Annotated in this window: 9 protein-coding genes and 1 pseudogene; 9 read left to right on the forward strand and 1 reads right to left on the reverse strand. The window is 47.4% G+C overall.

The annotated features are described in order from the left end of the window. Positions 1-197: 197 nt before the first annotated feature. From VSQ32_04290 to VSQ32_04330, 9 genes are all read left to right on the forward strand, one after another. Complete coding sequence (locus tag VSQ32_04290) at positions 198-2,030, forward strand: NAD(P)-binding protein (GenBank protein MEH2942096.1); 1,833 nt, start codon at positions 198-200, stop codon at positions 2,028-2,030. Then, entirely contained in the window at positions 2,024-3,760 is a 1,737-nt protein-coding gene (locus VSQ32_04295; protein MEH2942097.1) for a [FeFe] hydrogenase, group A, read from the forward strand. Before VSQ32_04290 ends, VSQ32_04295 begins: the two co-directional genes overlap by 7 nt. 233 nt (positions 3,761-3,993) lie before the next feature. Then, the gene (locus VSQ32_04300; protein ID MEH2942098.1) at positions 3,994-5,355 is read left to right on the forward strand and encodes a DUF234 domain-containing protein; all 1,362 of its coding nucleotides are present in this window, start codon (positions 3,994-3,996) and stop codon (positions 5,353-5,355) included. 27 nt (positions 5,356-5,382) lie between these two features. Next, positions 5,383-7,620, forward strand: coding sequence for a DNA topoisomerase (locus VSQ32_04305; protein MEH2942099.1), 2,238 nt, complete (start codon positions 5,383-5,385; stop codon positions 7,618-7,620). Continuing rightward, positions 7,607-8,275 (forward strand): UDP-N-acetylglucosamine pyrophosphorylase, encoded by a 669-nt coding sequence (locus VSQ32_04310; GenBank protein ID MEH2942100.1) that lies wholly within the window; start codon positions 7,607-7,609, stop codon positions 8,273-8,275. Before VSQ32_04305 ends, VSQ32_04310 begins: the two co-directional genes overlap by 14 nt. Before the next feature lie 137 nt (positions 8,276-8,412). Continuing rightward, positions 8,413-9,114, forward strand: coding sequence for an ABC transporter ATP-binding protein (locus tag VSQ32_04315; GenBank protein MEH2942101.1), 702 nt, complete (start codon positions 8,413-8,415; stop codon positions 9,112-9,114). Further along, positions 9,111-10,697: a putative ABC exporter domain-containing protein gene (locus VSQ32_04320; protein ID MEH2942102.1), complete on the forward strand. Its 1,587-nt coding sequence runs from the start codon at positions 9,111-9,113 to the stop codon at positions 10,695-10,697. The genes VSQ32_04315 and VSQ32_04320 overlap by 4 nt, the downstream gene beginning before the upstream one ends. Positions 10,698-11,203: 506 nt before the next feature. Beyond that, positions 11,204-11,896 carry an iron-sulfur cluster assembly scaffold protein gene (locus tag VSQ32_04325; GenBank protein MEH2942103.1) on the forward strand — a complete coding sequence of 231 codons (693 nt, stop codon included), beginning with the start codon at positions 11,204-11,206 and terminating at the stop codon, positions 11,894-11,896. A 75-nt stretch (positions 11,897-11,971) separates the two neighbouring features. Continuing rightward, positions 11,972-12,982 carry a GGGtGRT protein gene (locus VSQ32_04330; protein MEH2942104.1) on the forward strand — a complete coding sequence of 337 codons (1,011 nt, stop codon included), beginning with the start codon at positions 11,972-11,974 and terminating at the stop codon, positions 12,980-12,982. Between the two features lie 339 nt (positions 12,983-13,321). Here VSQ32_04330 and VSQ32_04335 read toward each other — a convergent pair. Further along, positions 13,322-14,934: pseudogene (locus VSQ32_04335) on the reverse strand (IS66 family transposase). Positions 14,935-15,063: the final 129 nt, after the last annotated feature.

The following is a 15,063-nucleotide window of genomic DNA, read 5'->3' on the forward strand; positions in this document are numbered from 1 at the left end:
AAAACTTCAGAGCGGTACACCTTTTAAAATGTATGAAAGGATAAAAGGAGAGATTATATTTCAGAAAAAGCGGCATTGCTGTGAAAGAATTAACGATTCTTGCATTCTCACAGGTTTCCGGTTAGAATGAACGTAAGATTGATGGAACAGGGAGGAATTCTATCAGTCTGCATAAAAAATAAACAGGGAGAAGGAATATGAGCAGATTATCAGTAATTTCTACGGACAAGGTAAATTCTACCACAGAAACACTGATGAAGGAATTTACACAGCGTATTATCGCAAATCCGCCAGGGGTCTGTCCCGTTGACATGCAGCTTGCATTTTTGAAGGTATGTCATGCCCAGACCTGTGGAAAATGTGTTCCATGCCGAATCGGACTGGGCATTCTGGAAGAACTTCTGGAAAGCGTTCTGGATAATACGGCAACCATGGAAACACTTGACTTAATTGAACATACAGCTACCAATATCAAAAATTCTGCGGATTGCGCCATTGGGTTTGAGTCCGCCCGCATGGTGCTGGCCGGACTGGAAGGATTTAAAGAGGATTATATTTCCCATGTGAGAGAGCATCAGTGTACAGGAACCTTTGAGCAGCCCATTCCATGCGTCACCCTCTGTCCGGCAAATGTGGACATTCCAGGGTATATTGCACTGGCCGGGGCCGGCCGCTGCGAGGATGCGGTGCGTCTGATTCGGAAGGACAACCCCTTCCCGACGGCGTGCGCGCTGATTTGTGAACATCCCTGTGAGAAGCGGTGCCGCAGGAATATGATAGATGATTCCATCAATATCCGTGGAATCAAACATTATGTGATGGATAAAGCCAATGCAAAGAAGGTTCCGGTTCCTGCCTGTGCAGAGTCCACCGGAAGGAAGGTGGCAATTATCGGCGCCGGCCCTTCCGGGCTTACAGCAGCATATTTTCTGCAGCTTATGGGACATCAGACCACTGTGTATGAAGAAAAAGCACAGCCTGGAGGTATGCTTCGCTATGGAATTCCAAATTACCGGTTCCCAGGGGAAAGGCTTAAGGAAGATATCGACGCCATCCTTTCCACAGGTGTGGAACTGAAACTGAATGCGGCAATTGGAACAGAAGAGCTGAAAGAAATCAACGATACATACGATGCGGTATACATTGCAATTGGCGCTCATGCGGAAAAGCGCCTGAATCTGGAAGGAGAGGACAGCGGAAATGTGATTTCAGCCGTGGAAATGCTGCGTGAAATCGGAGATGACAGATATCCGGATTTCACAGGACAGCGGGTAATTGTAGTGGGCGGTGGAAATGTAGCCATGGACTGTGCAAGAACAGCCATCCGTTCCAATGCAAAAACAGTCAGTATTGTATACCGCAGGCGCAAGGAAGATATGACAGCTCTGCCGGCGGAGGTGGAAGGGGCTATTGCAGAGGGAATTGAGCTCCTTACTTTAAAAGCGCCCCTTCGGGTGGAGAAAGATGAAAAGGGCAATGTGGCGGCTTTGTGGGTGCAGCCTCAGATTATCGGTAAGGTAAGAGGCGGCCGCCCTTCTCCGGGAAAAGCAGACAAGGCGGAAGAACGGCTGGAATGCGACGTAATCCTTATGGCTGTGGGGCAGGATATTATTACAGAGCCCTTTGCACAGGCCGGGATTGCCACGAAAAGCGGAAGAATTCTGGCAGATGCTTCCTGCGCCCTGAACCGTGTGGGCATGTATGCAGGAGGAGACTGTGTATCCGGGCCGGCAACGGTAATCAAGGCCATTGCAGCCGGGAAAGTGGCAGCGGCCAATATTGATGAATTTCTGGGCTGCAATCATGAGATTTCCGTGGATGTGGAGATTCCGGAACCGCTGTTAAATGATAAGGTTCCATGCGGACGTGTAAATCTGGGTGAGAAGGAATCCTGGGCCCGCAAAGATAATTTTGAAGGCATTGAATATACCATGAGCGACGAAGAAGCATATCAGGAGGCAAGTCGCTGCCTGCGGTGTGACCGCCATGGCTGCGGTGTATTGAGAGGAGGCAGACAGGACAAATGGTAAATGTAACGATTGATCACAGGAAGATACAGGTGCCTGAGGGTACGACAATTTTAAAAGCTGCCGCCACTGCCGGAATCGAGATTCCCACACTCTGCTTTCTGAAGGATTTGAATGAAATCGGAGCCTGTCGTATCTGCTGTGTGGAAATAGAAGGCAAAGACACTCTTGCGGCGGCCTGCAATACCATTGCGGAAGAAGGCATGGTGATTCATACCAGCAGTCTGAAAGCTCACTATGCCCGCAGAATGAATCTGCAGATTATTCTGTCCCAGCATGATTTCCGCTGTGCGGCCTGTCAGCGGAACGGAAGCTGCGCCCTGCAGAAAATCTGTGCGGATATGAATATCAATGACGTTCCCTTTGAGCAGTCTTACGAGAGAAAAGAATGGGATTTGAGTTTCCCCCTGATTCGGGATGACAGCAAATGTATCAAATGTATGCGCTGCGTGCAGATTTGCGACAAGGTACAGTCTCTTGGAATATGGGACATTGTAAATACGGGAAAACGTACGGGAGTGGGCGTTTCCAGAATGCGTACCATCACGGAAGCAGACTGCGCCCTGTGCGGACAGTGTATTACCCATTGTCCTACCGGAGCCCTCCGGGAGCGGGATGATGTGCGCAAAGTAATGGACGCCGTCAATGACCCGGATAAAATTGTCGTGGTACAGATTGCTCCGGCGGTCCGGTCTGCCTGGGGAGAAGGTCTTGGCCTGCCGGAAAAAATGGCCACAGAGAAACGTATGGCGGCGGCAGCCCGCGCCCTTGGCATGGATTATGTCTTTGATACAAATTTCAGCGCTGATTTAACGATTATGGAGGAAGCAAATGAATTCCTGGAGCGGATGACCCACAGAGAGAAATATCAGTGGCCCATGTACACCTCCTGCTGTCCCGGCTGGGTTCGGTTTTTGAAATCACAGTATCCGGAAATGACGGAACAGCTTTCTACGGCAAAATCGCCTCAGCAGATGTTTGGGACGGTGGCAAAGACTTATTTTGCAGAAAAGGTACTGGATACGGATCCGAGTAATATTTTCTGCGTATCCATCATGCCCTGTACGGCCAAAAAGGCAGAGTGCGCCCTGCCGAATATCAACGATTCCGGTGCGGACCGGGATGTGGATGTGGTGCTTACCACCAGGGAATTTGACCGGCTGCTTCGTTCTGAGCTGATCTGTCCGGCAAATCTGGAGGAAGAAGAATTTGATTCTCCTCTGGGAACCGGTTCCGGCGCAGCCGTAATCTTCGGAGCCACAGGAGGCGTGATGGAGGCTGCCCTTCGGACTGCTTACTATGCACTGAAAAAAGAAAATCCCAAACCGGATGCATTTAAAATGGTACGCGGGCTGGATGATATCAAAGAAGTGACAGCAGAAATTGCCGGGATTCCCATCCGGGCGGCTGTGGTACACGGACTTGGTAATACCAGAAAGCTGATTGAGCGGGTAGCTGCCGGGGAGGCAGAATACGATTTTGTAGAAGTGATGGCCTGTCCCGGCGGCTGCGCCGGAGGAGGCGGGCAGCCCATCACGGAAGGACGTGAGATGGCGGGAGAGCGGGGAAGCAGGCTCTATACGCTGGACAGGAAAAATCCGCTGCGGTTCTCCCATGAGAATCCTTCCGTCCGCGCCCTTTACAGCCAGTATCTGGAAAAACCCCTTTCCCATAAAGCTCATGAACTTTTACATACGGATCATCTGGGCTGGGATATGCCTCGGAAAGTATAAGCTGATACAGGGCTGCCGCATGGTTCGATACGGCGGCCCTGTTGAAGTTTTGTCTGCTTTACTGTCTGCTAACTGCGCAGCAAGTGCGCAGTTGCAGGCTGAACTGTTACGAAGTTTTTCCAAAAAGAAAGAAACATCATTGTAAAAGAAATTAAATCATGATATGATACAAAGGAAATATTACAGAAGAATCACAGTATACCTTATGGATGAACAGGAATGGGAGTTTGGCTATGGCAGGGAGAAAAACAGAATTACAATATCTGGAGCAGATGTACCATGAGACCGGAAATCAGCTTCTGGTACTGTACGGAAGAAAAGAGCATGGAGGCAGGAAACTGGTGCGGGAATTTTGCAGAAATAAAAAATTCTTTTATTACTGTGCGCCGGAGATTTCCCCTCAGTCACAGCGGCAGCGGATGGGAAGGGAAATTGCGGAACATTATCAGGTGACATTATCCGAAGATTCCTACGATACCTTTTTCAAACGGGTAAAAAGCGGAGACAGCAGCAAACTGGTGCTGGTTATGGATGAAGTTCAGCATATTATGAAAAAAGACAGCCAGTTTCTGGAAAGTATCCTGAAGCTGAAGGGGAAGAAACTGTATCCTGGGCCGGTGATGATTCTGCTGTGCAGTTCTTCCATATTCTGGGTGGAACAGGAGCTGCCCCAGGTTCTGGGCAATGCTGCCAGGAAGCTGGACGGAACCGTGAAATTTGAGGAACTGAAATTTCTGGATTTAGTGCGTAATTTTCCGGATTACAGTGTCAGGGAAAGTGTGGAAGCATTCGGAGTAATCGGCGGTGTGACGGAATATATGAAAGGCTGGGATGATACGAAGGATATCCGTACCAATATCTGTACCCATGTGTTGTCAGAAACAGGTTTCCTTTACGGAAAGGCGGAGGAGATTATCCGAACCCAGTTAAGAGAGCTTTCCGTATACAATACTATTCTGGAAGTTCTGGCTTCCGGAAAGCATAAGCTGAACGATATCTATCAGGCCACAGGATTTTCCAGAGCGAAAATCAGCGTATATCTGAAAAATCTGATGGAGTTTGATGTGGTGGAGAAAGTGTATTCCTTTGAAACCGGAGGATGGCAGAATGCCCAGAAAGGACTGTATCAGATAAAAGATACGTTTATTAATTTCTGGTTTAAATTTGTATATCCATACCTGTCCGATTTGCAGTTAATGGCGCCGGAGGATTTTTATGAGAAGCATATTGCAGGAGGGCTGGAGGGATATCTGAAACGATATTTTGTGAATGTGTGCATGGAATATCTGGAACTGCAGGATCTGGTAGGAAGGCTGCCTCTGAACATTCATAAAATGGGAACCTGGATTGGGAAAAAAGGCCATATTGACATTATTGCTCAGAACAGTATCCGGGAAAACATTATCTGCCTCTGTAACTGGTCGGAACCGGCAATGACATTTGAAATGTGCCAGCAGTTATTTCAGAGCATGGAGCAGGCCAGAATTACCGCAAATTATTACTATCTCTTTACAGCCAAATCCTTTGATGAACAGCTGCTGCGGGTGGTAGACCAGGACAGCCGCATTGTGCTGGTGGATATGAACAGAATGTAACGGAAACAGAAAGCAGGACAGAAATTTATGGCGAAGGCTTTATACATAGCGGAGAAACCAAGTGTGGCAAGGGAATTTGCCAGAGCATTAAAACAGGATTTTAAAAACCATGACGGTTACATGGAATCGGGGGAAGGGGTTGTTACCTGGTGCGTGGGCCATCTGGTGACTATGAGTTATCCGGAGGCTTACGATGAAAAACTGAAAAAGTGGAGCCTTGCCACCCTCCCATTTTTGCCGGAGGAATTTAAGTACGAGGTGATTCCGGCCGTGGAGAAGCAGTACAGGATAGTAGCGAATCTTTTAAACCGTCCCGATGTGAGTACCATTTATGTATGTACGGACTCCGGGCGGGAAGGAGAATATATTTACCGTCTGGTGGAACGACAGGCCGGAGTGCAGGGGAAGGACCGGCGCAGAGTCTGGATTGATTCCCAGACAGAGGAAGAGATTCTGCGGGGCATCCGGGAGGCAAAAGAGCTGTCAGAATATGACAATCTCTGTGAGTCCGCCTATCTGCGGGCAAAAGAAGATTATCTCATGGGCATTAACTTTTCCCGGCTGCTCACATTGAAATACGGCAATGCTATTTCAGGATTTCTGAAAACCAGATATACGGTAGTCAGCGTGGGCCGGGTTATGACCTGTGTGCAGGGCATGGTAGTGCGCAGGGAGCGGGAAATCCGGGAATTTGTGAAAACGCCTTTTTACCGGGTGGTCAGTATCCTGGATATCCGGGGAACTGAAATTGAGGGGGAATGGCGGGCAGTGGAAGGTTCCTGTTATTTCCAGTCCCCCAAACTGTACAAAGAGAATGGGCTGAAAGAGAAAAAAGACGCAGAACAGTTAATCGCAGATTTTATTTCTTCTTCCGGAGTTTTGGCCGGGGAAGAAAGACAGCCTTCGGAAGACAGTCCTCTGTCCGGAGCAGAAGGGCAACTTTCGGAAAACAGTCCTCTGTCCGGAGCAGAAGGGCAGATTCCGGAACATCATTCGGGGGAAACAGAGATAAAAGCCTCTGTTTTTTCCCTGGAAAAGAAAAAGGAGAATAAATATCCGCCCCTTCTTTACAACCTGGCGGAGTTGCAGAACGACTGTTCCAGACTTTTTAAAATCAGTCCGGATCAGACATTGCAGGTGGTACAGGAACTGTACGAGAAAAAGCTGGTCACCTATCCCAGAACGGACGCCCGCGTGCTGTCTTCTGCTGTGGCCAGAGAGATACGGAAAAATATCGAGGGCCTGACAAATATTCCCTCCGTAAAGGGATTTGCGGAGGAAATCCTGGAACGGGGAAGTTACAAAAAGATTGGAAAAAGCCGGTATGTCAATGACAAACAGATTACGGACCATTATGCTATTATTCCAACGGGACAGGGACTTTCGGCTGTCCGCAGCCTGAACGGAACAGCCCTGCATGTGTACGAAACCATTGTGCGGCGATTTCTGGGGATTTTCTTTCCTCCCGCAGTGTATCAGAAGATTAATCTGGTAACATCCATAAAGAGAACAGGAAGTCCCGCCGGAGCGGAAAAGTTTTTTGCTTCTTTTAAAGTGCTGGCAGAACCGGGATATCTGAAAGTCATGGAATATTCTTTCCGGAAAAAGAAAGAAGAAAAGCAGCCGGAAGAGAAAGGAGCGGATGAGGACAATGCCCAGGATATGGCCTGCGACCTGTCCGTTATGGAACTTTTGTCTTCTCTGAAAAAAGGCATGGAGCTTCCGGTGAAATCTCTGAATATCAAAGAAGGGGAGACTTCCCCGCCCAAACGCTATAATTCCGGCTCCATGATTCTGGCCATGGAAAATGCAGGGCAATTAATCGAGGACGAGGAGCTCCGGGCTCAGATTAAGGGGAGCGGCATCGGCACCAGCGCCACCAGAGCGGAAATCCTCAAAAAGCTGGTGAACAACAAATATCTTGCCCTGAATAAAAAGAGCCAGATTATTACGCCTACCCTGCTGGGAGAAATGATCTACGACGTGGTAAACGCCTCGATTCGTTCTTTGTTAAATCCTGAACTGACAGCAAGCTGGGAAAAGGGCCTGACCTATGTGGCGGAAGGGAGTATTACGCCTCAGGAATATATGGAAAAACTGGAGCATTTTATCCGAAGCCGTACCAGCGGCGTGCTGGGGCTGAATAACCAGTATGCCCTGCGGGAATATTTTCAGTATGCTTCGGCTTTTTATAAATCATCTGAAAAATCATCGAAAAAGCCATCAACCCCAAAAGGAGGAAAACAGAAAAATGGAAACATGTAAAATCAGTAATCTCTACAACTTATCGGAAACCCTGGCTTCAGAATTATTTCAGGGCCTTACTTACCCCTGGGAGGCGCTGCCCAAAATCAGCGCATTTATCTGTAAACTGGGAGAAACTCTGGATGCGGAGAAATATGAGCAGCGGGGCGAGAACATCTGGATTGCCAGAACTGCAAAAGTTGCTCCCACAGCCAGTATCAACGGGCCGGTTATCATTGACGAGGAAGCGGAAATCCGCCATTGTGCTTTCATCCGGGGAAATGCCATTGTGGGAAAAGGAGCTGTTGTGGGTAATTCCACGGAGCTGAAAAATGTAGTTCTGTTTAATAAAGTACAGGTGCCCCATTACAATTATGTGGGAGATTCCATTCTGGGCTATAAATCCCATATGGGAGCAGGTTCCATCACCTCCAATGTGAAATCAGATAAAACTCTGGTGGTGGTGAAAGACAAAGAGCAGGAAATAGCCACAGGCTTAAAGAAATTCGGAGCCATGCTGGGAGATGAAGTGGAAGTGGGCTGCAACAGCGTTCTGAATCCGGGTACGGTAGTGGGAAGGAACAGCAATATCTATCCTCTTTCCATGGTAAGGGGCGTGATACCTGCCAAATCCATATACAAGCAGAAAAATGATATTGTGGAAAAACAGAACTAAGTATAGTTGACAAAAAGCGCCATATGTACTATTGTATTAAATGAGTAATACAAAGAACATATGGCATTTTTATCGGACAGAGATTTTCAGGTTTACGGGAGAACCTTTGTCCGGAATTTCAAAAAGGAGAGTGGGTTATGTTAGAAATTCAGAGTCTGACAAAAAAATACGGACATTATCTGGCCGTAGACCATGTAAGTTTTACGGTTCCCGACGGAAAAGTGGGAATTTTGCTGGGGCCTAACGGAGCCGGAAAATCTACGATTATCAAGAGCATTGCCGGGCTTTTGCGTTATCAGGGCGGCGTCGGAATTGAGCAGATGCCGGCAAGGACACTGGAGGCCAGGCGGATTTTTGCCTATGTGCCGGAACTGCCGGCCATGTTTGACGCGCTGACGGTACGGGAGCACATTGAATATGTGCGCAGAGCTTACAATTCTTCCATTACCGATGAAGAAATTGAGCGGCTGCTGGTCCGCTTTGAACTGGAAGACAAACAGAACAAGCTGGGAAACGAGCTGTCCAAAGGTATGATGCAGAAAGTGAGCATCTGCTGCGCTCTGGCCATTAAGCCAAGGGTAATTCTGCTGGATGAGCCCATGGTGGGTCTGGACCCTGCAGCCATCAGGGAACTGAAAGAAGTGCTTCTGGAACTGAAAGAGCAGGGCGTCACCATTTTAATCAGTACCCACATGCTGGAAATGGTGAAAGAACTGTGGGACGTGATGTTTATTATGGAAAAAGGGAAAATCGTCGGCACTTTTACCAGAGAGCAGGCCAGAGATACGGATATTGAGGAACTGTTCTTCCGGATTACGGGAGGCGGTGAAGCACAATGAATGGTCTGATTTATCTTTATAAAAGAACCATTATCAATCGAATCAAGAAGGCGCTGAAACGGCCGGTTACTTATTTTGTGACGGTATTTATCCTGCTTTACGTGGTTATGATTTACAACAGCTTTAACATGATGATACAGGAAGGAAACTTTAATTCTGCCGGGAATCTGGTGACGATTCTGTCCATGATTATTTTCTTTCTGATTCCGGGAAATCTGATCAGTTATGCAAAACGGAAGGGGCTGCTGTTTCGCCCCAGCGAGGTGCATTTTGTATTTTCTTCTCCGGTCAGTCCCAAAATGGTGCTGATGTTTGCAGGAGTAAAATCCTTTTCCGTAAATATTCTCGTGGGTCTGGCCATTGCGGTGGCAGGCGCACTGTGGTTTGAGGCCAGCCCGCTGCAGGCACTGTTATATTTTCTGTTTTTTGTGGTATTTGAAAGTATTCTGGAAGCCTCCTGTATTATTTTCTGTTACGGAAATGAAAAACTGCCGGAGAAATTTTTTTCGGTGCTTGTGATAGCCATGTATACCTTTATGGGATTTGTGGTGGGCATGGCGTCTTACCTGCTGATTACCAGAGAACCTTCCTTTGGATTGCTGCAGAACTTTTTTTCCATGCCCATGATTCAGATGATTCCGGTGGTGGGGTGGAATGTTGCGGTGACCAGACTGATTTTTCTGGGGCCGGATGCGGTAAATATAACCGGAACGGTACTGTTTCTGGTGTCTACCGTGCTGATGTTTGCCGCTGCCTGGCGGATGCAGTGCACGGGTGATTATTACGAGGACGCCATGAAATTTGCAGACGAGTATCAGGAGCGGCGTGCGAAGCAGAAGAAGGGCATTGCCTCCGTTCCCTGGCTGGAAAAGCACCGGAAGTTCCGGCAGGCTTCCGTGGAATACAAAGGCACCTGCGCCAAAGCCATTTATTTTCGGCAGATGCTGGAGTATAAGAAAAATCCCACCTTTATTTTCGGATGGAATACGTTGCTGTGTCTGGGTCTTGGAGTCCTGATTGGGGCGGTAGGATACTTTAATGATGCAGTAAGCCAGTTTGGGCCTGCCAAAATCTTTATTATCCCAGGAGTGGCCAGTTATGTCGTATTTATTTTCAGCGGATACGCCACCAAATGGTCCAGGGAACTGGAGAATCCCTATACTTATCTGATTCCGGATACCCCTCTGAAAAAGGTGTGGTACGCCACAAAGATTGAGCATATCCGGGCTGTCGTGGACGGTGTACTGATTACCCTGCCGGGAGCGGTTGTGTTCGGAATCGGCCCGGTACTGACTGTGCTTACCATACTTCTCTATGTCTGCCTGCAGGCCAACCGGCTCTATTACGGAATGCTGGCGGACGCCCTGATTGGTAATATTCTGGGCAATACGGGACGTACTCTGGTTAAGATTCTGTTCCAGGGAATCGCCATTGGGATTGGAATTGTGGCGGCCATTGTGGCCGGGCTTCTGATTTCAGTGGAAGCAGGATTTCTGGTGATGATTGTGGTGATGGGCCTTCTGACTTTTGCAGGAGCAGCCGCGTCCTCGGTTTCCTTTACAAAAATGGAAGTGCTGGAATAATGCTGATATCTGAAAAGAATATATAAAGCAGAAATCGCCGTATATGGGGCAGGCCATAGCGGCGGTTTCATTTTGTAGCAGTTCAGCCCGCGCCATTCGCAAAGGCACCTTTGGTGCTTTCTCGCTGCTTAACTTCACTGGCAACGCAGAGTAACTTCAGGGCTCCTCTCAACTCTGTTGGGTCCCTCCTCAGGTTAAATGCTAACTTTGATCATAAATGGGCGCTCCGCTCATAGCCTGCAAGACGTGTTCATTCATGTAAACATGATTCACCCGTCTTACAGGCTATGGCTGAACTGTTACCGGTAAGTGCAAAATTTGTAAGGAAAATGCTGGACTATTTTCGCAAAATATGATTAAATATGAGTAAGAATGTGAAATACATAAAGATGATTTAACATGGTTAGTATGCGTCATGTTTCTCCCGCTTTTGGGGCGCATGGCCATCCAGCTATGGAAGCAGCAGCTTTCATATAATAAATGTATACATTGAAAGGAGTCTTAAAATGATTTACACGAAGGAAGTTGAAAACATGTGTCCGGTAGCCAAGGGCGCAAAACATGAACCAGCTCCAATTCCGGAAGAAGGAAAATGGGTGCATTCCAAGAAAATTGAGGATATTTCCGGTTTTACACACGGAATCGGCTGGTGTGCTCCCCAGCAGGGTGCATGTAAGCTCTCACTGAATGTAAAAAATGGCGTGATTGAGGAAGCTCTGGTAGAGACCATCGGATGTTCCGGCATGACCCACTCCGCAGCTATGGCAGCAGAGATTTTACAGGGCAAGACCATTCTGGAAGCATTGAATACAGACCTTGTATGCGATGCAATTAACACAGCCATGAGAGAGCTGTTTTTACAGATTGTATACGGACGTACCCAGAGTGCATTTTCTGACGACGGGCTGGCAGTAGGCGCTGGTCTGGAAGATTTGGGAAAAGGACTTCGTTCCCAGGTTGGTACCATGTATGCAACAAAAGAAAAAGGTGTTCGTTATCTTGAAATGGCAGAAGGTTATGTAACCGGTATTGCTCTGGATGCTGACAATGAAGTAATCGGATATCAGTTTGTAAGCCTTGGTAAAATGACCGACTTTATCAAAAAAGGTGATGATCCTAATACCGCATGGGAGAAAGCAAAAGGCCAGTATGGCCGTGTGGCAGATGCAGCTAAGATTATCGACCCGCGGGCAGAATAGTCAGGAACAGACAGGCTGTTTCCGGTTTGTCTGGAGTTAAGTACCATTGTTCAAAAAGATAGGAGGACATTTCAAATGGCTTTATTTGAATCATATGAAAGAAGAATTGACCAGATTAATTCTGTGTTAAATAATTATGGAATCAGCTCCGTGGAAGAAGCTGAGAAAATTACAAAAGATGCTGGGCTTGACGTTTACGAGCAGGTAAAGAAGATTCAGCCCATCTGTTTTGAAAACGCATGTTGGGCATATACCGTAGGAGCGGCAATTGCAATCAAAAAAGGTGCAAAAAGAGCGGCAGATGCAGCAGCAGCAATCGGAGAAGGCCTTCAGGCATTCTGTATTCCCGGTTCTGTTGCAGACCACAGAAAAGTAGGTCTTGGCCATGGAAACCTTGGCAAAATGTTGCTGGAAGAAGAAACAGAGTGTTTCTGTTTCCTGGCTGGCCATGAGTCCTTTGCGGCAGCAGAAGGTGCGATTGGTATCGCTGAGAAAGCCAACAAGGTTCGCCAGAAACCTCTGCGCGTTATCTTAAATGGTCTTGGAAAAGACGCAGCGCAGATTATTTCCCGTATCAACGGATTTACTTTTGTAGAGACAAAATACGACTACAAAGAAGCAAAATTGAACGTTGTATATGAAAAACCGTATTCCGACGGTCTCCGTGCAACTGTAAAATGCTACGGTGCGGATGATGTGCAGGAAGGCGTTGCAATTATGCACCATGAAAATGTGGGCGTTTCCATTACCGGTAACTCCACCAATCCCACACGTTTCCAGCATCCGGTAGCAGGTACATATAAGAAAGAATGCAATGAACAGGGTAAGAAATACTTCTCTGTTGCATCCGGCGGCGGTACCGGACGTACCCTTCATCCGGACAACATGGCAGCAGGACCGGCTTCCTACGGTATGACAGACACCATGGGACGTATGCACTCTGACGCACAGTTCGCAGGTTCTTCTTCCGTACCGGCTCACGTTGAGATGATGGGCTTAATCGGAATGGGCAATAACCCGATGGTAGGAGCTACCGTTGCAGTTGCAGTTTCCATTGAGGAAGCGGCTAAGGCTGGGAAGTTCTAAGAAATAGTGTATTTAAAAGGGTTTCTGTTGACGTGAGATGTCAGCGGAAACCCTTAATTTTGCCAGGTAGCACACAAGTAACACACAGGTAGCACACATGGGGTAGCACACAAATATTTGAGATAAAAAAGGGTATCTGCATTTTACAGACACCCTTTAATGCGGTTTTATGTAACGGTTATTGCTTATGCTTAGAATATTGTACCGGACAGTAAGGAATAATCCTTTAAATGTTCTAAAATGATATTCTGGACATATTCAAGGTAACCGCCAAATAATAATGCGGTCAGATATAAAAATCACCCCAACCCTTTGCGAGTTGGAGTAATTTACTATAATTCACATGCAATTTTTGATAGATTGGAGTTTTTCGCTCCAAGGTGCAAGCTTTGCGGGCTGAGCGTCTGTCATCTCTTTCGCTGGCCGATGCTCCAGAAGAAATTTCAGATATCCGTAAATGTTCAGATCATGTGCTTTTGCTATCTCAACCATGGTATATACTACAGCACTGGCATTTGCTCCGGAAACAGAATCACTGAACAGCCAGTTCTTCCGGCCAACTGCAAATGGGCGAATCGCATTCTCACTGAGATTATTCGTAAAGCTGCAGCGCCCATCTTCCAGATAGGTCTCCGCTGTATCCCGGCGGTTAAGGACATAATTCACTGCCTTATCCATACGGGTATTTCGGGCTGGTTTCTGTTGATCCAGCCACAACCAGAAAGCCTCCAGAACAGGTTTTTCCTTCTCGAGACGCAGCTGCTTCCTTTTTTCATAATCACCAGGATATTTTTTGTTGATAGAATCCTCTATGGCGAACAACCGGTTACAGTACTGGACTCCCTGAACAGCTGGCTGTAATCATACTGTTTCCCCTTGGGAACGGCATCGATAAAGTATTTGCGGATATGTGCCCAGCAGGAACACCGTCTGATATTCGGCAGGCTGTTATAGCCCTGATAACCATCGGTTTCCAGATACCCATGGTACCCTTTCAGGAACTCCTTTGCATGGCTGCCGCTTCTGGTAGGTGAATAGCCATACAGGATAATGGTTGGAAGACCATCTTCACCACTGCGGAACAGCCACATGAAAGACTGCGCCTGTGCCCGGCGGTCTTCTTCTTTCAGCACCTGGACCTTGGTCGCATCTGCCATTGCAAAGCTGCGCTTTAGCAGTTCCCGGCGGAAGTAATCATACATTGGCTGAAAATAATTCTGTGAGCAGTAGATGATCCAGTTGGCAAGTGTGGTACGGCTGATCTGGGCTCCATACTGTTTCCAGTCCTTCTCCTGACGGTAAAGCGGAAGCCTGTTGGCATACTTCTGATACATGGTCCATGCAACGGTGGATGCAGAAGCAGGACCTTTCCCAACCAGGGCTTTCGGAACCTGTGACTTTATGATCACAGGTTTTTCGGTATCTCCCAGTCCTTCCTTACACGATGGACAGCCATAGTTTTGGCTGTAGTATTCAATCACTTTGCATGTGGCGGGAATAAATTCCAGCTCGCGGCGGACATACTCTTCGCCAATCAAAACCATCTGTGTACCGCAGACCGGACAGACCTGATCTTCTTCTGGCAGAGGGATGACTACTTTTTCCACTTTCAGTCCTTTATAAAGATCCTCGTGGGTGGCTTTCTTCTTACGGGTATGTTCCCGGATCACGGCCGTTTCTTCCAACTGGGATAGATCCTGCTCCACCCCAGCTTCATCGAAAAGATTCTGCTGTCCGGGAATGTCATTGGATCTTTTTTCGCTGGAGGAGCCGAAAAGCTTTTTGGTCAGATAATCCACCTGTTCCTGAAGGGCTTTTTCATGACTGGATTTTTCATCAATAACAAGACGGAGAGATTTGATCAGCTCAGTCAGCTCAGAGACCATTGTTTTCAGTTGTGATATGGTGTCCTTCAGCTCTCGCAGCTGGATATCTTTTGCACTGGAAGCCATCGTTCTCTCCTTGGATTTACTCCCTTTATTATACCAGAAACCGGGATATTTCTAAAGGAAAACAAGGGCTGAAAAACGCTGAATTTATAAGGAAATCCGCCATTTTTCTGTGCAGGATTTTTTACAAAA

The sequence above is a fragment of the Lachnospiraceae bacterium JLR.KK002 genome (assembly GCA_036941025.1).
Taxonomy (GTDB): Bacteria; Bacillota; Clostridia; order Lachnospirales; family Lachnospiraceae; genus Petralouisia.